The organism is Limnohabitans parvus II-B4 (assembly GCF_003063455.1).
Taxonomy (GTDB): domain Bacteria; phylum Pseudomonadota; class Gammaproteobacteria; order Burkholderiales; family Burkholderiaceae_C; genus Limnohabitans_A; species Limnohabitans_A parvus.
Genome location: NZ_NESN01000002.1, coordinates 505,806 through 530,402 on the forward strand (window position 1 = coordinate 505,806; position 24,597 = coordinate 530,402).

Consider the following 24,597-nt stretch of genomic DNA (forward strand, 5'->3'; position numbering starts at 1 on the left):
CCATGCTCAACGTCTCTTCCTGGTCGATCCGCAACCCCATTCCCGCCGTCATGCTGTTTGTGCTGCTGACGGTGGCGGGCTTCATCGCCTTTGGGTCCATGAAGGTGCAAAACTTTCCAGACCTGGACGTGCCCACCATCACCGTGACCGCCAGCCTGCCTGGCGCTGCACCCTCGCAGCTTGAGACCGATGTGGCCCGCAAGCTCGAAAACGCGCTGGCGCCGCTGCAAGGCCTCAAACACATCACCACCAAGGTGCAAGACGGCGTGGTGTCCATCACCGCCGAGTTCCGCATGGAAAAGCCCAGCCAGGAGGCGGTGGACGATGTGCGTTCGGCCATTCAGGGCGTGCGGGCCGATTTGCCTGGCGACCTGCGCGACCCGGTGGTGCAAAAGCTCAACCTGGCCGGCTCGCCCGTGCTGGCCTACACCCTGCGCTCGTCGCGCATGGACGACGAGGCCCTGTCTTGGCTGGTGGACAAAGAGATCACCCGCAAACTCTTGTCGCTGCGCGGTGTGGGCGCGGTCAACCGCGTGGGCGGCGTGACGCGTGAGGTGCGTGTGGCGCTCGATGTGAACCGCTTGCAATCGCTCGGCATCACGGCGGCCGAAGTGTCGCGCCAGCTCAAACAGGTGCAGCAAGAAGGCTCGGGCGGGCGCATGGATTTGGGCGCGGGCGAGCAGCCTGTGCGCACTTTGGCTACGGTCAAAACGGCGCAAGAGGTGGGCCAAATTGAGCTGGCCACATCGCGAGGTGGGCGTGTTCGCCTGGACCAAGTGGCCACGGTGAGCGACACGCTGGCCGATGCGCGGTCTGCGGCCAGCCTCAATGGTGTGCCCGTGGTCGGCTTTGAGGTGGTGCGCAGCAAAGGCGAGAGCGAGGTGGCCGTGGGCCGCTTGGTGCGTCAAGCGCTGGCCGACTACCGCTTGCAAAACCCGGACATCGAGATCACCGAGTCCTTCGACTTCGTGACCCCGGTGGAAGAGGAATACGACGGCTCACTCGTGCTGCTTTACGAAGGCGCGATTTTGGCGGTGCTGGTGGTGTGGCTGTTCTTGCGCGACTGGCGGGCCACCTTTGTGTCTGCCGTGGCATTGCCGCTGTCGGTCATCCCGGCCTTCATTGGCATGGCGTATTTGGGTTGTTCCATCAACGTGGTGACTTTGCTGGCGCTGTCCTTGGTGATCGGCGTGCTGGTGGACGACGCGATTGTGGAAGTGGAAAACATCGTGCGCCATTTGCGCATGGGCAAGTCGCCCTACCAGGCGGCGATGGAAGCGGCCGATGAAATTGGTCTGGCCGTGATCGCCACCACCTTCACCCTGATCGCGGTGTTTTTGCCCACGGCGTTCATGAGTGGCATTCCGGGCAAGTTCTTCAAGCAGTTTGGCTGGACTGCGTCGCTCGCGGTGTTTGCCTCGCTGGTGGTGGCGCGGGTGCTCACGCCCATGATGGCGGCGTACATCTTGAAGCCCATCGTCACCGCCGCGCACGAACCCGGCTGGCTCAAGCGCTACATGGTCTGGGCCACTTGGTGCATGAAGCACCGCCTGGTCACCATGGTGCTGGCCACGCTGTTTTTCATCGGCTCCATCATGCTGGTGCCTTTGTTGCCCAAGGGTTTCATCCCGCCAGACGACAACTCGCAAACCCAGGTTTATGTGGAGCTGCCACCGGGTTCGACTTTGGCGCAAACCCAGGCCAGTGCCGAACACGCCCGCACACTGCTCATGACGGTGAACGACGTGAAGAGCGTCTACACCACCATTGGCGGCGGCAGCGCAGGCAGTGACCCGTTTGCAGGCGGTGGCGCGGCCGAGGTGCGCAAGGCCACGCTCACCATTCAGCTGAGCGAACGCGGCACACGCCCGCGCAAGCAAACGATTGAAAACGACATCCGTACCGCGCTGCAACAACTGCCTGGCGTGCGCAGCAAGGTGGGCTTGGGCGGCTCGGGCGAGAAATACGTGCTGGTGCTCACCGGCGAAGACCCGCAGGCCCTGCAAACCGCCGCCATGGCGGTGGAGCGTGACCTGCGCACCATCCAAGGCTTGGGCTCCATTGCATCGACGGCCAGCTTGGTGCGCCCCGAGATCGCGGTGCGCCCCGACTTTGCCAAAGCCGCCGATTTGGGCGTAATCAGCGCCGCCATCAGCGACACCTTGCGTGTGGCCACTTTGGGCGACTACGACGCGGCCCTGCCCAAGCTCAATTTGTCGGAGCGTCAGGTGCCCATCGTCGTGAAACTGGGTGACGAGTCGAGGCATGATCTGAGCACACTCGAGCGCCTGATGGTGCCGGGCAGCCGTGGCCCGGTCATGCTGGGTCAGGTGGCCAGCATCGAGGTGGCGGGTGGCCCGGCGGTGATTGACCGTTATGACCGCCAGCGCAACATCAACTTCGAGATCGAGCTGTCGGGCATGCCCTTGGGCGACGTGACAGCTGCGGTGCAAAAGCTGCCCGCGCTGCAAAGCCTGCCGCCGGGCGTGAAGGTGGTGGAGGTGGGCGACGCCGAAGTCATGGGCGAACTGTTTGCCAGCTTTGGCCTGGCCATGTTGATCGGCGTGCTGTGCATCTACATCGTGTTGGTGCTGCTGTTCAAAGGCTTCTTGCACCCCATCACGATTTTGGCGGCGCTGCCGCTGTCGCTGGGTGGCGCGTTTGTGGGCCTCTTGATCGCGCAAAAAAGCTTCTCCATGCCCTCGCTCATTGGTCTCATCATGCTCATGGGCATCGCGACAAAAAACTCGATCTTGCTGGTGGAGTACGCGATTGAAGCGCGGCGCGGTCACCCCGCCGCCGACGGCCACCCTGCCGTGCCCGGCATGAGCCGCTGGGATGCCATTCTGGACGCGTGCCACAAACGCGCCCGGCCGATTGTCATGACCACCATCGCCATGGGTGCGGGCATGCTGCCCATTGCCGTGGGCTGGGGCGCGGCGGACGCGAGTTTTCGCTCGCCCATGGCGATTGCCGTGATCGGCGGCCTGCTCACCAGCACCGTGCTCAGCTTGCTGGTGGTGCCTGTGGTGTTCACTTATCTGGACGATTTGGGGCAGTGGGTGGGGCGGATGTATGCCAGGCTGACCGGAAGGTGAGCCTCATCAGAGATGGATTCCCGCCTTCGCAGGAATGACAAGAGGGTGCAGGGATGACAAGAGCTGCAGGGATGACAAGAGGGCGTAGGAATGGCCAGAAGGTGTGTGAATGGCCAGGGCTTGTTCACATCCCATCCAACCCTTCCCGTGTGGCATTTGCCTGCGCCCGAATCTGCGACTTGTCCTCCTCGCTCATCTTGCCCACATGCTTGACCATGAGCGCGGTGCGCGGGTTGCCTGCAAAGGCTTGTTCGTGGCGGATTAAAAAATCCCAATACAAAGTGGTCATGGGGCAGGCGCTGGGGCCGGTGCGCACCTCGGGCTGGTAGCGGCAGCCTTTGCAGTAGTTGCTCATGCGGCTCACATATTGGCCGCTGGCCACATAGGGCTTGCTGGTGAAACGCCCGCCGTTGGCGTGCAGCGCCATCCCTAGGGTATTGGGCGTCTCCACCCACTCCACCGCGTCCACGTACATCGCGCGGTACCAAGCGCTGACCTGCTGGGGTGACAGGCCCGCCAACACCGCAAATTGCCCCGTGACCATGAGCCGCTGGATGTGGTGGGCATAACCGTGTTGCAGGCTTTGGCCAATAGTCGCTTGCATGCAGGCCATGTGGGTGTTGCCTGTCCAGTACCACTTGGGCAGGTCGCGGGTGTGGCCGTAGTGGTTGGCCTCTGCCAGGTGCGGCATGTCCAGCCAGTACACACCACGGATGAACTCGCGCCAGCCCAGCACCTGGCGGATGAAGCCTTCCACGCTGGCCAGCGGCAAGCCCCGTTCGTGATAAGCCTGTTCGGCGGCGGTGATCACTTCACGCGGGTTCAGTAAATGCAGGTTCAGGCTGCTGCCCACCAGCGCGTGCCAGCCAAAAGGCAGCGTGGTCCACATGGCGTCTTGCCAGGCACCAAAGTTTTCCAGGCGCTGGTCGATGAAGTGCTGCAAAGCCACCAGCGCGTCTTCGCGGGTCACAGGCCAGGCAAAGTGGTCCAGCGTGCCGGGGTGCCCTGCAAAGCGTGTTTGCACCAGCGAGATCACGTCTTGCGTCACGCGGTCGGGCGCAAAACGGGCGGGCGGGGGCACCGTGCCGGGGCCCTTGGCTCCAAAGCCTTTGCGGTTCTCTGCGTCGTAGTTCCATTGCCCGCCAATCGGCTCTTTGCCTTCCATCAAGATGCCGTGGCGCTTGCGCATCTCGCGGTAAAAGAACTCCATGCGAAGTTCTTTTTTGTCGCCTGCCCACTTGGCAAACTCGGCCCGGCTGCACAAAAAGTGCGTGTCATTCACCCAGCGCAGCAGCACTTGGGCGTGTTCGGCGGCGCTATCAATCAGTTGCTCCATGCGCCAGGCCCCGGTTTCCATGACCACCAGCGCCTTCGGTTGGTGAGTGTGCAGGGCGTGGGCGAGCCGCCCAGCGAAGTCACCGGGCAGGCTCGGGTCGTCTACCTTCATGTATACGCAAGGCCAGCGGCGGCGGTGTGCTTCGTTGGCAAAGTGCCGCATGCCCGACAAAAACAGCGCGATGCGGGCTTGGTGGTTCCAGACTTCGCCCGCTTCGCTGTCGGCCTCGATCATCAGCAGACGGTCTTGCGCCGGGTCAAAGTCTTCAAACGCCGGGTTGTCCCAACCTAATTGGTCGCCCAGCACCAAGATCAGATGGCGTGTCATGCCTTGCCTTTGGCGGCGCGGCAGCGGTCACTGCAATACAGCACGCTGTCCCAGTTTTTGGCCCAGCTTTTGCGCCAGCTCATGGGGCGGCCACATACCGCGCAGGGTTTTTGCGGCAAATCCTGTTTGTTCCCTTTGAAACCCGAGGGTTTGGGCATGCGCTTCTCCAATGAAAAAGGGGCTGGCGTGACAAGGTGCATAAACAAGTTTAAACTGACTGGTCACAAAATAGATTTTAAAGTGCAAATGAATCACTCTTGGGTAAAACAATGGGGCGGCAGCCTGCTGATGGCTGTGTTGGCCGCCGTGCTGGGCTTGGGATTGGACATGGCTCAGGCCAACCCACAAGCGGCTGCCCAGACAGCGGTCTGCCCGGCCATCCTGAACCACAGCTTCGACCGCCTGCAAGACGAAAAGCCCCAGTCGCTGTGCCAATACGCGGGCCGGGTGGTGCTGGTGGTCAACACCGCCAGCTTTTGCGGTTTTACCTCGCAATACAAAGGCCTGGAAGCCCTGAACACCCAGTACAAAGACCAGGGCCTTGTGGTGCTGGGCTTTCCATCCAACGACTTTGCGCAGGAAAAAGGCAGCAACAAGGACATTGCCGCCTTTTGCGAAAGCACCTTCGGCGTGAAGTTCCCAATGTTCACCAAAACCCAGGTCACGGGCGAGGGTGCAGCGCCCCTGTTCAAACAGCTCACTGCACAAACCGGGCAAAAGCCGCGCTGGAACTTTCACAAATACCTGATCGGCCGCGATGGCAAGGTGATTGACCAATACAGCAGCATGACCGGACCTGAAAGCAAGACCCTGCTGTCGGCCATCGACAAAGCCTTGAAAGCCAAGCCATGAAGCCGCGCATGAAACTGGCCATCGTGGGTTCGGGTATTTCCGGCTTGGCCGTGGCCCACACCTTGAAAGACCACGCCGACATCACCGTGTTCGAGGCGGGCGATTATTTTGGTGGCCACACCCACACGGTGGACGTGACGCTGCCCACACCGCAAGGCCCGGTCACGCATGGCGTGGACACGGGTTTTCTGGTATTCAATGAACGCACTTACCCCAACCTGATCAACCTGTTTGCCGAGCTGGGCGTGGAGACCGCGCCGTCCGACATGTCGTTTTCGGTCAAGGTGCCGGGCGCTCTGAACGGCAAAGCCCTGGAGTGGAGCGGTACCGACTTGAACAGCGTGTTCGCGCAGCGCCGCAACCTGGTCAACCCACGCTTTTGGCGCATGCTTGCCGACGTGATGCGCTTCAATGCGCTGTGCACCCGCATCGCCAAAGAGCAGCGCGAGAAAGAGTTGCAGCAGCCCTTGAGTGAATTTTTGAAAACTCACAAATTCAGCGAGCCGTTTCGCGACTGGTATTTCCTGCCCATGCTGGGCTGCATTTGGAGTTGCCCGACCGACCAGATGCTGCAGTTTCCGGTGGCGACCATGATCCGGTTTTGCCACAACCATGGCCTGATTCAGGTGACCAACCGCCCGCAATGGTTTAGCGTGGTGGGCGGTGCCCGCAACTACGTTGAGAAGATTTTGGCGGTCGTGCACGACAAGCGCCTGAACACGCCGGTACGCCTGATCGAGCGCGATGAACAAGGTGTTCGCGTCATCACCGATGGACACGCCGAGCGCTTTGATGAAGTGGTGATCGCCACCCACACCGACCAAGCGCTGGGCCTGTTGCGCGAACCCTCGGGTGACGAGCGCAGCGTGCTGGGGGCCATCCGCTACCAAGACAACCGCGCCGTGCTGCACACCGATGCCAGCGTCTTGCCCGCCAATTCCAAGACCTGGGCCGCCTGGAACTACGAGCGCGCTGCCAGCACCGAGCGTGAGTCTTCTCGGGTGTGTCTGCACTATTTGCTCAACCGCTTGCAACGCATTCCGTTTCAGCAAGCCGTGGTGGTCTCGCTCAACCCGCTGCAGGCGATAGACCCCGCCACCATCGTGGGCGAGTACGACTACGCCCACCCGGTGTTTGACCTGAAAGCCATCGACGCACAAAAGCGCGTGCCCTTGCTGCAAGGTCAGCGCCACACTTGGTACGCCGGAGCCTGGACAGGTTATGGCTTTCACGAAGACGGCCTCAAGTCTGGTCTGCAAGTGGGGCGTGCCTTGCTCAAGCAAGTTCACGAGCAAGGCAGCGCTGTTCAGGACCCGTTGGCCGCATGAAGCCAGCCACCGCGCTCATCGGCTGGGGCCAGGTGCGTCATACGCGGCACCGCCCTGCCCACCATGCGTTCGTCTATCCAACCGCTTTCTTGATGTTGCCGATGCGCAGCTTGGCGTTTGCAGGCATTCGCGAGCAGGGGCTCGCTCCCGCACGCGAATGTGAACCGACTGCATTGGCCATCAACCGCCCCGCCTGGTTCGCCTTCCATGACGCCGACCACGGGGATGGCCGCCCGGCCGAGACTGGCGGGGCGCTGGCTTGGCTGGACGAATTGCTGCAGCGAGAGGGCATCCAAGATGCCACAGGCGAGGTCTGGCTGCAGGCTTTTCCGCGGGTGCTGGGCCATGCTTTCAAGCCCGTGAGCTTTTGGTATGCGCACCGCGCCGACGGCAGACTGGCCGCCATCGTGGCCGAGGTAAACAACACCTTTGGCGAGCGCCATTGCTACCTGCTGCCTGAGCCGCAATACGGCCAGACGATCCTGGCCCACAAGGTTTTTCATGTTTCGCCCTTTTGCGATGTGCAAGGGGAGTACCGATTCCGTTTCATGCGCACGCAACACAATGGCCAAGACCGCATCGTGGCGCGTGTGGACCACGCTGACGCCGATGGCCCGCTGATTGACACGAGCTGGAGCGGCGTGCTGGAGCCCGCCACCGCAGGCGCTTTGCGCCGCGTGGTGTGGCGCTTTCCGCTGCTCACATTGGGGGTGGTGGCACGCATCCATTGGCATGCGCTCTTGCTGTGGCTGAAAAAAGTACCGTTTTGGCGCAAGCCCGAACCTCCCCGCGATTTTGTGACCCGATGAACACTGGACCCCACCGGATGCCCACCACGATGAAGACCATTGACCAAGCCACCGCCCTGGGGGCATCCAGCGCCGCAGCGCACATCCCGCACGCCAGCTTGCCCAAAGCCGCCACGCGTTTGCTGGGCTTGCTCACCCGACTGAAAATCGGCACCCTCACCCTGCACGCACCCGATGGCAATTTTCAGGTGTTTGGCACGCACGAGGCCCCGTTTGCAGCTTTGCACATTCACAGTTGGTCGGTGTGCGCCGAGGTGCTCAAGTCGGGCGACATCGGCTTTGCCGAAGGCTACATGGCGGGTGATTGGGACACACCCGATCTGGCCGCTTTGCTGCGCCTGTTGATCGCCAACCGCACGCAAATTGAGGGCGCGATTTATGGCCACTGGCTGGGACGACTGGTCTACCGCGTCAAGCACCTGCTCAACCGCAACAACCGCAGCAACAGCCGCAAGAACATCCACGCGCATTACGACCTGGGCAATGCTTTTTACGAGCTGTGGCTGGACGGCACGATGAATTATTCGTCGGCCTGGTTTGAAGGCGACCACACGCAAGACATGGCCGAGGCCCAAAAAGCCAAAGTGCGCCGCGCTCTGCGCATGGTGAATGTCCAGCCGGGTGACCGCGTGCTGGAAATCGGTTGCGGCTGGGGCGCCTTGGCCGAATCGGCCACCACCGAGTTTGGTGCCCACATCACGGGCGTGACGCTGTCGACCGAGCAGCTGGCTTTTGCCCAGACCCGCATGCAAGCCCACGGCGTGCAGCAGCGGGCCGATTTGCGCTTGCAAGACTACCGCGACATCGACGATGGGCCGTACGACGCGATCTGCTCGATCGAGATGATCGAGGCCGTGGGCCAGGAATATTGGCCCACCTATTTCCAGACGGTGAGCCGTTTGCTCAAGCCCGGTGGCCGCGCCTGTATCCAGAGCATCACCATCGACGACGCGCTGTTCGAGCGTTATTTGAATTCCACTGACTTCATCCAGCAGTACATCTTTCCGGGCGGCTGCCTGCCCAGCCCCAGTGAGTTCCGCAAACAGGCACAAGCCGCTGGTCTGCAGGTGGTGGACGAGCTGAACTTTGGCCCCGACTACGCCGAAACCCTGCGCCGCTGGCGCGAGAGCTTTATGGTGCAACAGGACACTGTGCGGACCCTGAAATTTGACGATCGCTTCATCCGCCTGTGGGCCTTTTACTTGGCGTACTGCGAAGCCGCGTTCGATGAGGCCAACATTGATGTGGTGCAGTTCACCTTGGTCAAACCGGCTTGATGCACATGCACGCGCAGACCACGCCCTTTGAAGCGATGCCGCTGTGGCTGCGTTGTTGCCCGTGTGTGTTCGCGTGGGCGATGGTGTCGGGTGTTGCGCAGGCGCAAGCCCCTGCCAACACCAACATGGCCGAGGCCCAAGTCAACAGCGTGGCCAACCCGAATGCCCAGTACAGCCGGCCTGAAGTTGCGGCCCTTCGAGGTGCCGTTCCCACAGCACCTGTGCGTTTGCGTGTCTGGGGGTTTGAGGTCTATGACGCGCGTTTGTGGACGCCTCATGGTTTTCGCCACAGCCAAGCTGCGCAGCACCTGTTTGCGTTGGAGCTGCAATACCTGCGTCGCCTCGAAGGCGCGGCCATCGCCAGCCGATCGATCGATGAAATGCGGCGCGTGGGCAGTTTCAGCGATGCCCAAGCGCACAGCTGGCTGGCGGCCATGCGTGAGTTGTTTCCCAACGTGGGGGCGGGAGAACGCATCACGGGCGTGAATTTGCCGGGAGAAGGCGCGGAATTTTGGGTCAATGGCCTGCGCGTGGGCATGGTGAAAGACCCTGCTTTTGCGCGCTTGTTTTTTGGCATCTGGCTCGATGAACGCACGTCCGAGCCCAAGATGCGTGCGCAGTTGCTGCAAGGCCTGCAGCCATGAATACAGCGACCTCGATGGGCGATCCGGTGTTGTCACGTCAGGCCTTTGCCGCTTATGGTTTGTTGGGCTTTCCGCTCGCCTTTGTGGCCTTGCCTGTCTATGTGCATCTGCCCAATTTGTACGCCCAACAATACGGCGTGCCGCTGGCGGCTTTGGGTGGGGTGCTCTTGTTCAGCCGCAGCATTGATGCCGTGGTGGACCCGTGGCTTGGTCGCTGGGGTGACCGCTTGTACCGCCATTCATGGCGTGCCGTGTGGCTGGCGTCGATGTGCCTGGCGTTGGCTGTGGCGCTGGGGTTTGTGGCCTTGTTTTTCCCGCCTGCGGCGGCGCTGTCACCCATGGCCTTGCTGGTGTGGGTGGGCGCAGCGCTCACCCTCAGCCACTTGGCCTACAGTGGTTTGTGCATCTTGCACCAAGCTTGGGCCGCAAGGCAGGGCGGTGGTGGCTTGGCGCAAAGCCGCTGGGTGGCCTGGCGCGAAGGATTTGCTTTGCTGGGTGTGTTGCTGGCATCTGCCCTGCCCGCCTTCTGGGGTTGGGGGCTGACCACCGCTTTGCTGGCGCTCATGTTGGCGCTGGGCTTGCTCAGCTGGCAACGCACGGTACGCAGGGTTGCACAAGGGCCCGCAGCCCCTGGCGCCACGGCCTTGAACGCAGGTCAGTCAGCTCGTGTTGTGAATGACACGACCAGCCTCTGGCAGCCCTGGCGGCACGCGGGTTTTCGCCGCCTGCTGATGGTGTTCATGCTCAACGGTTTGGCCAGTGCGGTGCCTGCGACGCTGGTGTTGTTTTTTGTGCAAGACCGCTTGCAAGCGCCCAAGGCCATGGAGCCTTTGTTTCTGGGTTTGTATTTCGCCGCCGGGGCGCTGTCGTTTCCACTGTGGCTCAAGGTGATTGACCGCATCGGTTTGCTGCGCACTTGGGCCAGCGGCATGGCTTTGTCGGTGCTGGCGTTCATCAGCGTGGTCATGTTGGGCGCAGGCGACACCACCGCTTTTTTGGTGGTGTGCGCTGTGTCGGGCATGGCCTTGGGGGTCGACCTCACAGTGCCCGGTGCCCTGCTCAATCAGCTGATTGATCGCTGCGGCGAGCGGGGTCGCACAGACGGCGCTTTCATGGGCTGGTGGAATCTGGCCACCAAACTGAATCTGGCCTTGGCGGCAGGTTTGTCGCTGCCTTTGCTGGGTCTTTGGGGTTATGTCCCGGGCCAACAAGACGCCAACGCTGTGCTGGCGCTGGGCCTGGCCTACGGCCTGCTGCCTTGCGTGCTCAAGCTTCTGGCCGGGCTGGCTTTGTATGTGGGCTTGATGCGCCGACCTGATTTGATTTCCGGGCCTGATGCCGCCCATCCTTCGGCGCACCTTTCGGCATGAAGCCACTTTGACATTCGATAACTGGAGCCCACCATGAGCCCAAACAACGCCCTGATTCACCGCCGTTCTGTCTTGACCCGTTTGGCCGCTTTGCCCGTGGTCGCAGCCACGCCGTTCTTGGCCAGCTGTGCCGGACCGCAGGTGCAACAGTACGCGCAGGAAAAACCGCAACTGGACTTGCGCACCTACTTCACTGGCACCATCGACGCTTGGGGCGTGTTCACCGACCGAAGCGGTCAGGTGGTCAAGCGCTTCACGGTGGTCATGGACTGCAGCTGGAACGGTGACGAAGGCGTGCTGGACGAAGCCTTTGTGTATTCGGACGGGACGAAGCAACGCCGCATCTGGAGGCTCAAGGCCGGGCCGAACGGTGCCTATACCGGCCGCGCCGACGACGTGGTGGGAGAGGCCTCGGGCCAAGTCAGCGGCAATGCCTTTCGCTGGGGCTATACGTTGGCCTTGCCGGTAGACGGCCGAGTTTGGCATGTCGACTTTGACGACTGGATGTACCTGATGGAAAACCGTGTCATGTTGAACAAAGCCACCATGAGCAAATGGGGTGTGAAGCTGGGCGAAGTCACCCTGTCGTTCACACGCCGCACACCTTTGCTGGCCACGCCAGGGTGAACAGCATGGCAACAACACCTTCCAATGCGGCAGCCAACGTGCTGCAAAAAGTCAGCCCCCAGCCCATACCGCAAGCCGCTGTACGCCGCTGGCTTCAATTGAATGTACCGATGACCGACTGGCATGGTCGCCGCGTTTGGCTGGTTGGGGCTTCTACGGGCATTGGTCTGGCCTGTGCGCAAGCGTTGCGTGCAGCTGGCGCACAGGTGGTTATTTCGGCCCGCAACCCGCAAGGTGTGCAGGATTGGGCCACGCAAGATGCGGGTGTGCAGTGGCGCGCACTGGATGTGGGCGAACACGCTGACGTCCAGGCTACCGCACGCGCCATTCTGGCCGAAGGCCCGCTGGACTTGGTCGTTTACGCCGCCGGTTATTACCGTGCCCAACGTGCCACAGCCATGAATTTGGAAGACTTGCTGCAACACGACAAGGTCAATTACCAAGGAGCCCTGCAAGTCATCCATGCGGTATTGCCTGCCATGTTGGCTCGACAAAGCGGGCACATCAGCGTGCTCAGCAGCGTGGCGGGTTGGCGCGGACTGCCCAATGGCTTGGCCTACGGCCCGACCAAGGCGGCGCTCACTCACTTGGCTGAAACGCTGTACATGGACTTGCAGGACCGGGGCATTGGCGTGAGTGTGGTGAACCCGGGTTTTGTGGCCACGCCGCTCACCGCGCAAAACCAGTTCAGCATGCCTGCCCTCATCCGCCCCGAAGAAGCGGCGCGTCAAATGCTCAAAGGCTGGGCCCAAGGCCAGTTCGACATCCACTTTCCCAAGCGCTTCACGCTGTGGCTCAAGCTGTTGCGCCTGCTGCCTTATCGTCTTTATTTTCCATTGGTGCGCAAATTCACGGGCCTGTAAGCCTGAATTGAAAGTCTTTCATGGACACCCGACAAGTCACGCAAAATCTGGCCACATTTTTTGAAACGCTTTCACCCCAAAGCGTGTCGCAGCTGCACACGCTCTACGATGCGCTAGCCACGTTCAAAGACCCTTTCAACGAGGTGCAAGGCTTGCCTGAGATCGAGCGCATTTTTCGGCACATGTACGGCGCACTTGACCAGCCGCACTTCGTCATCACCGGTCAGTTGGTCGATGGTGCGCAAGCCTTTCTGACCTGGGAGTTCCGTTTTCGCTTCAAGCGGTTTGACACCACCACTTTGCAAACCGTGCGCGGCGCAAGCCATGTGGCTTTCAATGAACAAGGCTTGGTGACCTTGCACCGTGACTATTGGGACGCGGCGGAAGAACTGTATGAGAAATTGCCGTTGGTGGGTGGCTTGATGCGTTGGCTCAAAAAACAGGCCAACAGCTGAAGACGCGGTTGTCTGTTCGGCCTTGTGGTTTGCCGCAGGCCGATCAGCCCGGCAAACTGTCTACAAAGCTCGGCCGTTGCGCCAGCTTGTCATAAAGCTTGTGCAGGTTGGGGTAAGGCGTGCGCCAGTCGATTTGCGGGAAGCGGAAGTCCAGATAGCCCACGGCACAGCCCACTGCGATGTCAGACAATGTCAGGTGGATGCCGGAGCAAAAGGGTTTGTCACCCAGACCGTTGTTCATGGCACGCAGAGCGTGTTGAATTTTGTCCAACTGGCGATCAATCCAGGCTTGGCTGCGTTGGCTCTCTTGGCGCTCGGTCCAGACTGCTTCCATGCGGGCCAGCAAGGCCGCATCCAGCAGGCCATCGGCCAAGGCTTCCCATGTTTTGACTTCGGCGCGTTCACGACCTGCTGTGGGGATCAGCTTGCCCACAGGCGACAAGGTGTCCAAGTACTCGACGATCACCCGCGAGTCGAACACCGCTTCACCGCCTTCCATCACCAAGCACGGCACCTTGCCCAAGGGGTTGGTGGCGTGAATGCTGGTCTGTGCAGACCAAACATCTTCGGTGACAAACTGGTAGTCCAGTTTTTTCTCGGCCATGACGATGCGCACCTTGCGGACATAGGGACTGGTGATGGAGCCGATGAGTTTCATAAATGGATGTGTCGGTGCAGGATGGCTGCTGATTCTAGAGGTTTGGACTCGCTGTCACTGACAGAAACTGACGCCCATGCGCATCGTGGCACCTTGGCGCTGGGAATTACAATCAAAGAATGAATTTTTCACCTATTTCCGCCCTCTCGCCGCTGGATGGCCGTTACGCCAGCAAACTCAACGCCTTGCGCCCTCTGATGAGCGAGCAAGGCTACATGCACCGCCGCGTGCAGGTGGAGATTGCCTGGTTCATTGCCTTGTCCGATGCCGGGTTTGCAGAGTTCAAGCCCCTGTCGCCGGGTGCGCGCAGTTACCTGACGGCGCTGGTGAAGAACTTTTCCGAGGCTGATGCGGTCGCCATCAAAGAGTTCGAGAAGGTCACCAACCACGACGTGAAGGCCGTGGAGTACTGGATCAAGTCCAAATTCAAGGACCGCCCCGAGCTGGAGCATGTGGGTGAATTCGTGCACTTTGCTTGCACCAGCGAAGACATCAACAACACCAGCCACGCCTTGCAGATCAAGGGTGCTCGCGCCCAGGTGATCTTGCCGGGCCTGGACGGCCTGATCGCCAAACTGCGCGAGATGGCGCACGCTTTTGCCGAAGTGCCCATGCTCAGCCGCACCCACGGCCAGACCGCCAGCCCCACCACCGTGGGCAAGGAAATGGCCAACGTGGTCATGCGCTTGAATGGCTGCCGTGAAAAGATTGCCGCCGTCAAGCTCATGGGCAAGATGAACGGCGCCGTGGGCAATTACAACGCCCACCTGTCGGCCTGGCCCGACTTTGATTGGGAAGCTTTCTCGAAGAAAGTCATAGAAACGCCCGAGCTGAGCGAAACCCAAAGCAGCCAATGGGGCCTGGGCCTGACCTTCCAGCCTTACAGCATCCAGATTGAGCCGCACGACTACATGGCCGAGTTGTTCGACGCCGTGGCACGCACCAACACCATCCTGATCGATTTGTCGCGCGACATCTGGGGTTATGTGAGCTTGGGTTACTTCAAGCAGCGCCTCAAGGCGGGTGAGATCGGTTCGTCCACCATGCCGCACAAGGTCAACCCCATCGACTTTGAAAACGCCGAAGGCAACCTGGGCCTGGCCAATGCCGTGCTCAAGCACCTGAGCGAGAAGCTGCCGATCAGCCGCTGGCAGCGTGATCTGACCGATTCGACCGTTCTGCGCAACATGGGCGTGGGCCTGGGTTACACCACGCTGGCCTATGCCTCGCTCATGACCGGTTTGAACAAACTGGAGCTGAACGAAGAAGCCTTGGCCGCTGATCTGGACGCCGCCTGGGAAGTGCTGGCCGAGCCTATCCAAACCGTGATGCGCCGCTATGGCGTGCAGGGCGCCTACGAAAAGCTCAAGGAAGTCACCCGCGGCAAGACTGTCACGGCAGCGGACCTGCATGGCCTGATCCTGGGCTTGGAGATTCCGCAAGCCGACAAAGACCGTCTGCTCGCCATGACACCCGGCAGTTATGTCGGCAAGGCCGCCGAGCTGGCCCGCCGCGTCTGAAGTCGTTGTTTTAAGTTTTTGTCACCCCCGTGAAAACGGGGGTCTATACCTGCTTCCAAGATGGATCCCCGCTTTCGCAGGGATGACATCCAACAGGTCTTCACCGTGTTCTGGACGTCCTATGGCCCTCAAATCCACCATCTACAAAGCCAACCTGTCGATCGCTGACATCGATCACAGCTATTACGAAGACCACCAGCTCACGCTGGCGCGTCACCCCAGCGAGACCGACGAGCGCATGATGATCCGCCTGCTGGCGCTGGCCATCAACGCCTACAAGCTGCAAGCCGTGTGCAACGGCGACGGCAAGCTGGCCTTTGGCGCGGGCTTGTCCGACCCGGATGACCCGGACGTCAGCCTGCGCGACTTCACGGGCCAGACCCGCATGTGGATCGAAGTCGGTCAACCCGAAGACAAGCCGATCATGAAAGCCTGCCAGAAGGCCGACGAAGTGTTGCTGTATTGCTTCAACCACGCGGCTGAAGTCTGGTGGAAGGGCATCGAGACCAAGCTGACGCGACTGGACAAACTGCAGGTTTGGCGCGTGCCCACCGAGCGTTCACAAGAGCTGGCGCAGCTGGCCGAGCGCAGCATGCAATTGCAGGCCACGGTGCAAGAAGGCAGCGTGACCTTCAGCAGCGACAAGGGCAGCGTGCACATCGAGCTGCAACGCTGGAAGTAAAGTAAACCCACAGCGATACAGGTCATCCCGGACTTGATCCGGGATCCATGCCTCAGTCGGCAGCTTTCAGGTCCAGTTTGCTTTGCGCTTCCGCTGCCGCCTTGGCCCAATGGCGCTCTTCAGCGGCGCGTTCGGCATATTTGTTGAAACGCCACGAGGTGCCGTCGACCGTGATGCGGTGCCATACGGCGCGTTTTTCACCGGGGGTCATCTCGGTCCACAGCTGCACTTCTTCAAAACTTCGGCCACAGCCTTTGCAGGTTTCATCGCCTTGGCTGGTCGAACAAATGGCAATGCAAGGCGTGTCGGGCGTGGTGGCGTACCAGTCCTGCCAGGCTTCGGCTGCCGCCAGCGGCAGCGTGAACTCGTCGGCCAGGTCGTGCTTGTAATAAACCATCAGTGCATACACCTCGGCCAGCGCACGCAGTTCGCGTGGCAATGTGACCCCATCGGGTGAGGGGTTCTTGATGCGCCAGTGGTTGATGGCGGCTTCGATGTCGGTGATGTGTATTCCGGCCATGGTGTGTGAGGAGCAGGTCGGCGATCATAGCGCCTTCACCCCGATCAGAAGCTTGTGGGGTGAACAGTCAATTCCCCCAAAACTTAAAAGGTAAAACAAAAATAAGGTTTAATTCAGTCCAGAAGGGGAGTAGCTCCCTGTTGCCGAGGCCTGCAAAGGGCCCCGGTTTTGGTAAGCCGTCAATACGTAGCGCAAGCTTCCGGTTTACCAGGCACAAGCCCAGCTTGTTGCTGAGCAAGACCTTCGATCCAAGCCTGTCAAGGGTGGGTCGATCTTGTTGCATACGGCATGTCTGCTGTCTGCACATTCCCGACTCCCTCCAAGCAGGTTCAACACATTGAACCGGAGTCTTCCATGGAATTTTTATCGGCACCTTGGTGGTCGGCATTGCTGGCCATCATCTTGATTGACCTTGTACTGGCGGGTGACAACGCCATCGTGATCGCTCTGGCGGCCCGCAGCTTGCCTGCCGACTTGCAAAAGAAAGCCATTTTTTGGGGCACCGTGGGTGCCATTGCCGTGCGCGGCGTCATGACCATTGGCGTGGTCTGGCTTCTGCAGATTCCCGGCCTCATGCTGGCTGGTGGTTTGGGCTTGCTTTGGGTGGCTTACAAACTGTTGGCCGATACGGGCAACGACGACGAACACGGGCCCGTGGCCAGCACTTTTTGGGGCGCCATGAAAACCATCGTCGTGGCCGATGCTTTGATGGGCGTTGACAACGTCTTGGGTGTGGCAGGTGCTGCACACGGCGCTTGGGACCTGGTGATCATTGGTTTGTTGATCAGCGTGCCGATTGTGGTGTTTGGCAGCTCGGTGGTGCTCAAGCTGGTCGAGCGGTTCCCGATCATCATCCAGTTGGGTGCCGCCGTTTTGGCGTTCACTGCCGCCAAGATGGTGGTGACGGAGCCTTTGCTCGACAGCTTTTTTGACGCGCCTTCGCAGGCCGTCTGGCGTTGGGCTGTTTATGTGTTGGCCGTCGTTGCAGTCTTGGGCGCGGGTTGGCTGACTGCGCGCAAAACGCAAGCCAGCGCAGGCTGAGTCCCATCAGCGCTCGGCCTGCATCTCCCGGATCTGGCTTTGTACTTGCCGCAGCCGGGTGTCCACAATCGATGCTTCAATGTGGTCGCCCGGTTGCAGGCGGTTGTTTTTGGCCCAGTCTTGCGCAGCCCTGAAGCGATCCACGGCACCCGACCAGTCCATGCGGGCCATCTGGGCTTCACCCTCGGCGCGCAGCGAAGCCAGCGTTTGGCCTTGTAATGCCAGCATGCTGGCCAGGGTGTTCCAAGCTTGCCCATCGTGCGGTGCCTGGGTGACTTGTTCGCGCAACTGCCGTGTGATGTCGGCGCGCATTGGATGCGCAGGAAGCCGCAGCAAAGCCTGCGCTGTCGCCAAGAGTTCCGGGCGTTGTGGGGTTTTTCCACCCAAAGTCTGAAACACCTGCAGGGCAGCACCAAAGCGCTCTTGTTTGGTGGCCACTTCGGCCTGAAGCAAAGTCACCAAGCGACTGGCGTCTGTGGCCTGCGGTCCCGCTTGCAATACAAATTGCGACAGGGTTTGCCATGTGCGTTCAGCGGCGGCTGTATCGCGCAATTGCAAGTGGGCCAATGTGGCGGCGTACAAAGCCCCCGCTTTTTGCGTAGCAGATGCCTGCGCCGAGGTGGCCTTGCTGTCTTGTGTCCAGGCTCTCAAGGCCTCCACACTGTTTTGCGACATCACCCGCGCACGGGCGGCCAGCATGGCTTGCGCCAAGTCCGCTGGCGCACGCGAAGTGCTGCTGCCCAGCTGCAAGCGCGCCTGCATGTCGGCGATGCGCTCGGTGGTCAAAGGGTGGCTGCGCAGGTAAGGAAAAGCGCCGTTGTCGTTCACACCCGCGGCTTGTTGCAGTTTGGCAAACATGCCCACAAAGCCTTGTGCGTCATAACCGGCATCGGTCAGCACGCCGAAACCCACGCGGTCGGCTTCCCGCTCCATGTCGCGTGAATAGCTCAGCTGCGACTGGATGGCAGCCGCCTGGCCACCCACGATCAGGCCTTGAGCGGCTTGCGGGTTCTTGCTGATGGCCAGCGCCCCCAGAATCATCGAGCCAATGACCAAGGGCGTCATCTTGCCCTGCTCGTCCATGGACCGCGCAATGTGGCGTTGCGTGACGTGGCTCAACTCGTGCGCCAGCACAGAAGCCAGTTCATCGTTGGAGCCGACCACCGCGATCAAGCCCAAATGCACACCCAAATAGCCGCCGGGCAAGGCAAACGCGTTCACCGACCGATCACGACCCAGCAAAATGCGCCACGCAAAACGCTCTTGCAAATCGGGTGAAAGTTCTCCGCGTGCCGCTGCCGCTTTGATCAAGGGTGCCCACAGGCGCTGAATGTATTCGTCCAGAACCGGGTCTTCCAGGTAATCCGGGTCGCGGTACAACTCGCGTGCAATGCGGTCACCCAGTTTGCGCTCGGCACTGAGTGAGATGCCTTCGCTGTTGCCCAGGGAGGGCAATGCGTTGGTCTGGGTTCTGGCAGGCTGTAGGCCCAAGGTGCCCAGCAGCAAAACCAGCATCAGTTGAGAGGGGCGGAATATGTTTTTCAAGGTGATCGACGTCCCGTGGATTGACCTGTTGGTGGCCGTATGATGCGCCATTCTTGTCAACCTTTTGTAAATGGTTTTTTACCAAGCACAGCCATGACCCAGTCTACCGATGTCTTGACCCATTTTGACGCCCAAGGCCAGGCCCACATGGTGGACGTGGGCAGCAAATCCAGCACGCGCCGCATTGCCGTGGCCACCGGCCGCATCGAGATGTTGCCCGCCACGCTGGCACTGATCCAGTCGGGCACCGCCAAAAAAGGCGACGTGCTGGGCATCGCCCGCATTGCCGGCATCATGGGCGCCAAGAAAACCAGCGACCTGATTCCGCTGTGCCACCCCATCGGCTTGACCCGTGTGGCCGTGGAATTTGAGGTGCTGAGCGCAGACAACGCGGTGGTCTGCACCGCCACGGCAGAAACCGTGGGCCAGACCGGCGTGGAGATGGAGGCCCTCACCGCTGTGCAGGTTGCCCTGCTCACGATTTACGACATGTGCAAAGCCGTGGACCGGGGCATGACCATCAACGGCGTGACCTTGCTGGAAAAGCATGGGGGCAAGTCGGGGAGCTTTGTGGCGGGGAAGTAGGTGATGGCTGCTTGTTCTGAGACTGAATTGCAAGTAGCGCACACACATGTGTAACTGTTCTAGCAAGTTGCTTGCATAGATTGGTAGGTCGAATTTATCAGACTTCTTCCGTTTGTTTTTAAGGTTTTTCATAATACATTACCTTGTATTTTTTACTGAGATTCTATAAATGTTGCTCCGCCTGCCGCGTGCTTTGATTTCAGGTTTTGAAGCTGGTCTTCTTATATGTATTGCCCTCGGTGCTAGCCACGTAGTTCACGCACAGGCACCGGTTGAGGCTGGTTTACCCAAATCGGTCTGGCTGGTAAAGCAGCTTTCTTGTAATGGCTTTGTGGCGCATGAGAGTGTCCGCAGCCCTGACGCTGCCGAAGTTGGACGGACAGGTATCGTGAGGATTCCGAACTCGCAGATGGAATTCATTGTTCCGAGCATTCCAGAGTTGCCGGTGAACTCGGTCAAGCTCGCTTTTGATGACCGTGGACGGAAGGTCGTGGACCACTATGTCCTGCTCTTGCCGAACGACCTGGATGATCCGGTGGCGGCGTTGATGGTGACAGAACTTCCTTTGTCGGTCGACACACCTCAAAAGGCACTTGGAGCGGCGATAGCTGGTGAACGTGACAACCTGCGAGGTACGTCGGCTCAACCAATACTTGAGCGTGTAAATACACCGTGGGGTGAAGGCTTTGATATCTTCGTACCGAACCGCATTGGGTCTCCCTGCTTTCCGGCTGCGCGTTTCAAATTGACCGCTAATTCGGACAAGACTCCGACCATGGGCTTGAGCAGATTCGTCACTACGCCAGGGCGACTGATTCAGTTCGCCCTTGTTCTGCCTGTCACGCCGGGAACACCACTTGAGACGCAAAAGGCAAACGCACGCCGGGTAATGGAAACTTATGCAGCTGGTCTGACAGCGCGGTAGAGGCTCTACCAGAGCCAGGGCTGATACTTCAAATGAAAGAATAGGTCGTTCGATGCGTCCGCGCAGCGTCACAACGCCTAAGGGAGCGAAGATAAATCTAACCCTCTGGCGGTCACCGGTCAACAAGACGTTAAATCGTGGCCGGCATCTCGCGCTTAATTCCAGTCTTTTGTGCTTAGCGTGTGCGCCAGATCATTTCCACTCAAGGTGGCTGGCGGTGCTTTGTGGTCTCCCTTGTAAACTTTGGCTGGTTCAGCTTGACTCCACGGCCTTGTCACTGATCCACCTGAGACCCTCAATGCCCAGGCAGCGGCTCTGACGGAAACGCAGCAAGCCATCTTGCTGAATGCAGATTCACCAAATCCTGCCTGCCAAGCATGTGCGCACTCATGATCAATTGGCGCACCACTTTGGGCTCGGGTGAGTAATGCAGCATGTCTTGGCTGGTGGTCAGTATCCAGGGGGCATTTTCTGGGGTCACGCGGGTCATGCTCAGTTCGGCAAACGTTGCTGATCGGCTGAAAAACCAGCTGCGATGGGCGGCCCCCAATGGATCGTCACGCCACACAAGCCAGCGTTGGTGGGCTGGCATGTAAATCTGACGCGCTTGAGCGTAGTCCGCGCCCATCAGGCAGGTCATCGCGAGGATCAAGCCTCCGGCCAGCTGTAGGGATGGTGAGGCCTGTGCTTTCACGCCGGAGGTAGATGGCAAAAGCAAGACGCCACACAGCAACACAGCCATTTGGAACGGCCCATACCAAAGCGGAAACTCCAGCAGGCTGTGCAAACCGATCACGGCCAACACCGACCAAGCCAATTGGTGTTCGGGCAAACGGCTCAACCAAGGGCGTGCCCAAGCCAATGCGGCCAGCAAGCCTAAACCCCAAGCAACGGCAGCAGGCAGCCCCAAAGTCACGGCCAGGTGCAAAGGCAAGTTGTGGGCGTTGCCCAGAATCTCGCAGAACCTTTTCTCGGGTTCGCCGTCGTAAGCTGTGATGTAGTGCGCATATTTGAGCTCGCCCCAGCCCCAGCCTGTCCAGGGCTTCTGGCCAATCAGCTCCAGCACATTGGCCCACAGCACGCGTCGGCTGCCACAGCCTTCGTTGTGGCCCATGCGGGTCAATGCATCGATGACGTCTTGTCCGGACAGCACACTCAAGCACCAAGGCAGGGCCCAGTTGGCCAGCAGGTAGACCGCCAATGCCCAAAAGACCAAGCGCGCGGACAGCTTCGACGCTTGCAAACGGCTGCGCCAGGCCCAGAAGGTGACCAAGCCGCCAATCAACAGCATGTGCAGCAAGCCTGTGCGCGATGTGGTGGCGGCATTGCCAATGGCCAGCAACGCCAGCATCCACAGCGCATGCCGGGTTTTGAGCCCGTTGGCTTGCCACCACAGTACCGCCAGCACACCGATACCCAGCAAGGTGGCCAGCTGGTTGCGCTGGCGCAAGTTCGCGTTGGCTTCGCCCAAGCCGGGCACATGCAGCCAGGCACTGAACGCAGACGCTGCGCCAAAGTACTGGATCAGCCCCATCACGCTGCTGATCAGGGCGGCCCAAGCCCATGCGCGAGCGATGTCCAGTGGCTGGATGCGCTGGCCCCCCAGCATCAGCAAACCGATGCAAGCCCAGCTGACCAGCAAGGGCACGGTATTGGCTTGCGGCGAAGGTGACCAGGGCGCTATCCAAGGCAGCACCATCAACACGCCCAAGAACCAAGCCTGGAGCGAAGTCGCCCCCCCGAAAGCGCTTGTGCGTGGTGGGCTTAACAACATGCGGTCGTCACCATGAAAAACGCCCTGGGTTCAGCAGGGCGTTGGGGTGTGCAAAAGACGTTCAGGACGCTTTGCATGAAGCGGGCAGGTACTTGACCGGCAAGCCATTGCTGCTGGCAGGGCCGCAGCGCCAGCCCGAGATGGTTTTACCGCCATCGGTGCTGCCGTTGACTGGCGTATCGCCGGTTTGCAGAGGCGTCAACGCGATGGCATTGGCCGATGCGCTGGTGCTGCCGCGCAAGGCGTCGTGCTTGCCCACCACGGTGATCACGCCATTGCTGTCCACGGCCACGCTGCTCACATATTTGCTGTCCTGGCTTTCGCAAACCTTGGGCAAAATCGCAGCCACATTGGCTTCGGACGATGAACTGACGGCTTCGTTGACGGCGGTTTTGCAAGCGTTGGTGGCCAGCAGCATCTCAGATGCCTTGGCCCGGATGGCGTAGTCCTGGTAGGCCGGCAGCGCCAGCGCACCCAATATGCCAATGACCGCGATCACGATCATCAACTCGATCAATGTCAAACCGTGTTGGTTTTTTTTCATGGTTTTCCCCCTGGTGAATGGCCTTCGATGGTAAATCATTCACCCACCGAACGCCTGTTTTCAGCTCAAGAGGCTGTGTCTTCGGCGTGCGCCGGGCGACGGGCCAAGATGATCTTGCCCAAGGCCAGCACCAGCAAAGCACCCGCCACGCCCAGACCGTAGCCCCAGGCTTTGTCTTGCGGGATGTAGTTGATCAGGCCGGGGTCGGTCTGGATCATGGTGCCCGCAATCCAGCCCAGCAGCATGCCACCAGCCGTGATGATGATCGGGAAGCGGTCCATCAGTTTGAGCACCAACTGGCTGCCCCAAACGATGATCGGGATGCTGACCAGCAGGCCGAAGATGACCAAAGGCATCTGGTGGTCGGCGTTGCCCGAAGTTTGGGCGGCACCGGCAATGGCGATCACGTTGTCCACGCTCATGACCAGGTCGGCCACGATGACGGTCTTGACCGCACCCCAGAGCTTGTCGCTGCCCTGGATGTTGCTGTGGTCATCGTCTTCGTCGGGGGTCAGCAGCTTCACGCCGATCCACAACAGCAAAAGTGCGCCCACAAATTTGAGGAAAGGAATGGCCAACAGGGTGAGTGCGAAGAAAATCAGGATGACGCGCAAAACGATGGCACCCGCTGTGCCCCACAAAATGCCTTTGGTGCGCTGGTGGGTGGGCAATTGGCGGCAAGCCAGCGCGATCACCACAGCGTTGTCGCCACCCAGCAGGATGTCGATCATGATGATCTGGCCCACAGCGAACCAGAAATGAGCGGTCAGAAATTCTTCCACGGTGTTCCTTTGACGCCAACCTTGAGTCGACGAATCATGATTTCAAAAAACGGAAAGCCGGATTGTCCCGCAGAACATCCGGCTTTGGCATTGTGGCTAACCACAGCCGCCATTTAAAGCGGCCTGAAGTTTACTTCAGCTGAGCTTTGAGCAGTTTGCCCAATTCAGAGGGGTTGCGTGTGACGATGAAGCCGCATTCTTCCATGATGGCCAGCTTGGCATCGGCCGTGTCGGCACCGCCAGAGATCAGGGCGCCTGCGTGGCCCATGCGCTTGCCGGGAGGGGCAGTCACACCGGCGATGAAGCCAACAACCGGCTTCTTCATGTTGGCCTTGCACCACATGGCGGCTTCGGCTTCGTCCGGACCGCCGATTTCGCCAATCATGATGACCGCGTCGGTGTCTGGATCGTCGTTGAAAGCCTTCATCACGTCGATGTGCTTCAAACCGTTGATCGGGTCGCCACCGATACCGACGGCGCTGGACTGGCCCAGGCCCACTTCGGTCAACATCGCCACGGCTTCATAGGTCAAAGTGCCCGAACGGGACACCACGCCAATGCGGCCTTTGCGGTGGATGTGACCGGGCATGATGCCGATCTTGATTTCGTCAGGGGTGATGAGACCTGGGCAGTTGGGGCCCAGCAGCAGCGTGCGCTTGCCGCCAGCGGCTTCCTTGGCCTTCATCTTGTTGCGCACTTCGAGCATGTCACGGACTGGAATGCCTTCGGTGATACAGATCGCCAAGTCCAGGTCAGCTTCAACGGCTTCCCAGATCGCAGCGGCAGCACCGGCTGGTGGCACGTAGATCACGGACACGGTCGCGCCAGTTTGCGTGGCGGCTTCTTTGACCGATGCGTAGATTGGGATGTTGAAGATGGACTCGCCAGCCTTCTTGGGGTTCACACCCGCGACGAAGCAGTTCTTGCCGTTCGCGTATTCCTGGCACTTTTCAGTGTGGAACTGACCGGTTTTGCCGGTGATACCTTGGGTGATGACTTTGGTGTCTTTGTTGATGTAGATCGACATGTCGGTTC

The 24,597-nt window shown here is 60.2% G+C and carries 24 protein-coding genes; 15 read left to right on the forward strand and 9 right to left on the reverse strand.

What is annotated here, in order from left to right; all coding sequences use genetic code 11:
- Nucleotides 1-2: 2 nt before the first annotated feature.
- Nucleotides 3-3,098 (forward strand): efflux RND transporter permease subunit, encoded by a 3,096-nt coding sequence (locus tag B9Z37_RS07135; RefSeq protein ID WP_108312288.1) that lies wholly within the window; start codon nt 3-5, stop codon nt 3,096-3,098.
- A gap of 124 nt (nt 3,099-3,222) precedes the next feature.
- Here the strand turns inward: B9Z37_RS07135 and B9Z37_RS07140 are convergent, their stop codons facing one another.
- Nucleotides 3,223-4,761, reverse strand: a complete 1,539-nt coding sequence (locus B9Z37_RS07140; protein WP_108312289.1) for a cryptochrome/photolyase family protein — start codon at nt 4,759-4,761, stop codon at nt 3,223-3,225.
- On the reverse strand, nt 4,758-4,919 hold the full coding sequence (locus B9Z37_RS07145; protein WP_108312567.1) for a DUF2256 domain-containing protein: 162 nt from the start codon (nt 4,917-4,919) through the stop codon (nt 4,758-4,760). Before B9Z37_RS07145 ends, B9Z37_RS07140 begins: the two co-directional genes overlap by 4 nt.
- Before the next feature lie 88 nt (nt 4,920-5,007).
- On the opposite strand from B9Z37_RS07145, the gene B9Z37_RS07150 reads away from it, so the two are divergent.
- The 9 genes from B9Z37_RS07150 to B9Z37_RS07190 all read left to right on the forward strand — a co-directional run bounded on the left by B9Z37_RS07150 (nt 5,008) and on the right by B9Z37_RS07190 (nt 12,986).
- Nucleotides 5,008-5,613, forward strand: coding sequence for a glutathione peroxidase (locus B9Z37_RS07150; RefSeq protein WP_108312290.1), 606 nt, complete (start codon nt 5,008-5,010; stop codon nt 5,611-5,613).
- Between the two features lie 8 nt (nt 5,614-5,621).
- Entirely contained in the window at nt 5,622-6,941 is a 1,320-nt protein-coding gene (locus tag B9Z37_RS07155; protein WP_108312568.1) for an NAD(P)/FAD-dependent oxidoreductase, read from the forward strand.
- On the forward strand, nt 6,938-7,750 hold the full coding sequence (locus B9Z37_RS07160) for a DUF1365 domain-containing protein (protein WP_108312291.1): 813 nt from the start codon (nt 6,938-6,940) through the stop codon (nt 7,748-7,750). The genes B9Z37_RS07155 and B9Z37_RS07160 overlap by 4 nt, the downstream gene beginning before the upstream one ends.
- 29 nt (nt 7,751-7,779) lie before the next feature.
- Nucleotides 7,780-9,027 (forward strand): class I SAM-dependent methyltransferase, encoded by a 1,248-nt coding sequence (locus tag B9Z37_RS07165; protein ID WP_407067224.1) that lies wholly within the window; start codon nt 7,780-7,782, stop codon nt 9,025-9,027.
- Between the two features lie 5 nt (nt 9,028-9,032).
- Nucleotides 9,033-9,671 (forward strand): chalcone isomerase family protein, encoded by a 639-nt coding sequence (locus B9Z37_RS07170; protein ID WP_240606645.1) that lies wholly within the window; start codon nt 9,033-9,035, stop codon nt 9,669-9,671.
- On the forward strand, nt 9,668-11,041 hold the full coding sequence (locus B9Z37_RS07175) for an MFS transporter (RefSeq protein WP_108312293.1): 1,374 nt from the start codon (nt 9,668-9,670) through the stop codon (nt 11,039-11,041). The genes B9Z37_RS07170 and B9Z37_RS07175 overlap by 4 nt, the downstream gene beginning before the upstream one ends.
- A gap of 33 nt (nt 11,042-11,074) precedes the next feature.
- Entirely contained in the window at nt 11,075-11,668 is a 594-nt protein-coding gene (locus tag B9Z37_RS07180; protein WP_108312294.1) for a DUF3833 domain-containing protein, read from the forward strand.
- A gap of 110 nt (nt 11,669-11,778) precedes the next feature.
- The gene (locus tag B9Z37_RS07185) at nt 11,779-12,531 is read left to right on the forward strand and encodes an SDR family NAD(P)-dependent oxidoreductase (protein WP_167394350.1); all 753 of its coding nucleotides are present in this window, start codon (nt 11,779-11,781) and stop codon (nt 12,529-12,531) included.
- Nucleotides 12,532-12,551: 20 nt separating this feature from the next.
- Nucleotides 12,552-12,986, forward strand: coding sequence for a nuclear transport factor 2 family protein (locus B9Z37_RS07190; RefSeq protein WP_108312295.1), 435 nt, complete (start codon nt 12,552-12,554; stop codon nt 12,984-12,986).
- A gap of 43 nt (nt 12,987-13,029) precedes the next feature.
- Here the strand turns inward: B9Z37_RS07190 and B9Z37_RS07195 are convergent, their stop codons facing one another.
- Nucleotides 13,030-13,644 (reverse strand): glutathione S-transferase family protein, encoded by a 615-nt coding sequence (locus B9Z37_RS07195; protein ID WP_108312296.1) that lies wholly within the window; start codon nt 13,642-13,644, stop codon nt 13,030-13,032.
- Between the two features lie 119 nt (nt 13,645-13,763).
- Between B9Z37_RS07195 and purB the strand changes: the two genes are divergently transcribed.
- Entirely contained in the window at nt 13,764-15,164 is a 1,401-nt protein-coding gene (gene purB, locus B9Z37_RS07200; protein ID WP_108312297.1) for an adenylosuccinate lyase, read from the forward strand.
- 121 nt (nt 15,165-15,285) lie between these two features.
- The gene (locus B9Z37_RS07205; RefSeq protein WP_108312298.1) at nt 15,286-15,846 is read left to right on the forward strand and encodes a YaeQ family protein; all 561 of its coding nucleotides are present in this window, start codon (nt 15,286-15,288) and stop codon (nt 15,844-15,846) included.
- Nucleotides 15,847-15,898: 52 nt separating this feature from the next.
- Here the strand turns inward: B9Z37_RS07205 and B9Z37_RS07210 are convergent, their stop codons facing one another.
- Nucleotides 15,899-16,366, reverse strand: coding sequence for a DUF3717 domain-containing protein (locus B9Z37_RS07210; protein WP_108312299.1), 468 nt, complete (start codon nt 16,364-16,366; stop codon nt 15,899-15,901).
- 354 nt (nt 16,367-16,720) lie between these two features.
- Between B9Z37_RS07210 and B9Z37_RS07220 the strand changes: the two genes are divergently transcribed.
- Nucleotides 16,721-17,407, forward strand: a complete 687-nt coding sequence (locus B9Z37_RS07220) for a TerC family protein (protein WP_108312301.1) — start codon at nt 16,721-16,723, stop codon at nt 17,405-17,407.
- A gap of 6 nt (nt 17,408-17,413) precedes the next feature.
- Here B9Z37_RS07220 and B9Z37_RS07225 read toward each other — a convergent pair whose 3' ends face one another.
- Nucleotides 17,414-18,922 (reverse strand): M48 family metalloprotease, encoded by a 1,509-nt coding sequence (locus tag B9Z37_RS07225; RefSeq protein ID WP_108312302.1) that lies wholly within the window; start codon nt 18,920-18,922, stop codon nt 17,414-17,416.
- Between the two features lie 123 nt (nt 18,923-19,045).
- On the opposite strand from B9Z37_RS07225, the gene moaC reads away from it, so the two are divergent.
- Both moaC and B9Z37_RS07235 read left to right on the forward strand, forming a co-directional pair.
- The gene (gene moaC / locus B9Z37_RS07230; RefSeq protein ID WP_108312303.1) at nt 19,046-19,537 is read left to right on the forward strand and encodes a cyclic pyranopterin monophosphate synthase MoaC; all 492 of its coding nucleotides are present in this window, start codon (nt 19,046-19,048) and stop codon (nt 19,535-19,537) included.
- A gap of 169 nt (nt 19,538-19,706) precedes the next feature.
- Complete coding sequence (locus tag B9Z37_RS07235; protein WP_108312304.1) at nt 19,707-20,462, forward strand: hypothetical protein; 756 nt, start codon at nt 19,707-19,709, stop codon at nt 20,460-20,462.
- Nucleotides 20,463-20,757: 295 nt separating this feature from the next.
- Here the strand turns inward: B9Z37_RS07235 and B9Z37_RS07240 are convergent, their stop codons facing one another.
- From B9Z37_RS07240 to sucD, 4 genes are all read right to left on the reverse strand, one after another.
- Nucleotides 20,758-22,236 carry a PglL family O-oligosaccharyltransferase gene (locus B9Z37_RS07240; RefSeq protein WP_108312305.1) on the reverse strand — a complete coding sequence of 493 codons (1,479 nt, stop codon included), beginning with the start codon at nt 22,234-22,236 and terminating at the stop codon, nt 20,758-20,760.
- Between the two features lie 61 nt (nt 22,237-22,297).
- Nucleotides 22,298-22,780, reverse strand: a complete 483-nt coding sequence (locus tag B9Z37_RS07245; RefSeq protein WP_108312306.1) for a pilin — start codon at nt 22,778-22,780, stop codon at nt 22,298-22,300.
- A gap of 65 nt (nt 22,781-22,845) precedes the next feature.
- Nucleotides 22,846-23,562 carry a TerC family protein gene (locus tag B9Z37_RS07250; RefSeq protein WP_108312307.1) on the reverse strand — a complete coding sequence of 239 codons (717 nt, stop codon included), beginning with the start codon at nt 23,560-23,562 and terminating at the stop codon, nt 22,846-22,848.
- Nucleotides 23,563-23,692: 130 nt separating this feature from the next.
- Nucleotides 23,693-24,589 (reverse strand): succinate--CoA ligase subunit alpha, encoded by an 897-nt coding sequence (gene sucD / locus B9Z37_RS07255; protein ID WP_090142737.1) that lies wholly within the window; start codon nt 24,587-24,589, stop codon nt 23,693-23,695.
- Between the last annotated feature and the right edge of the window lie 8 nt (nt 24,590-24,597).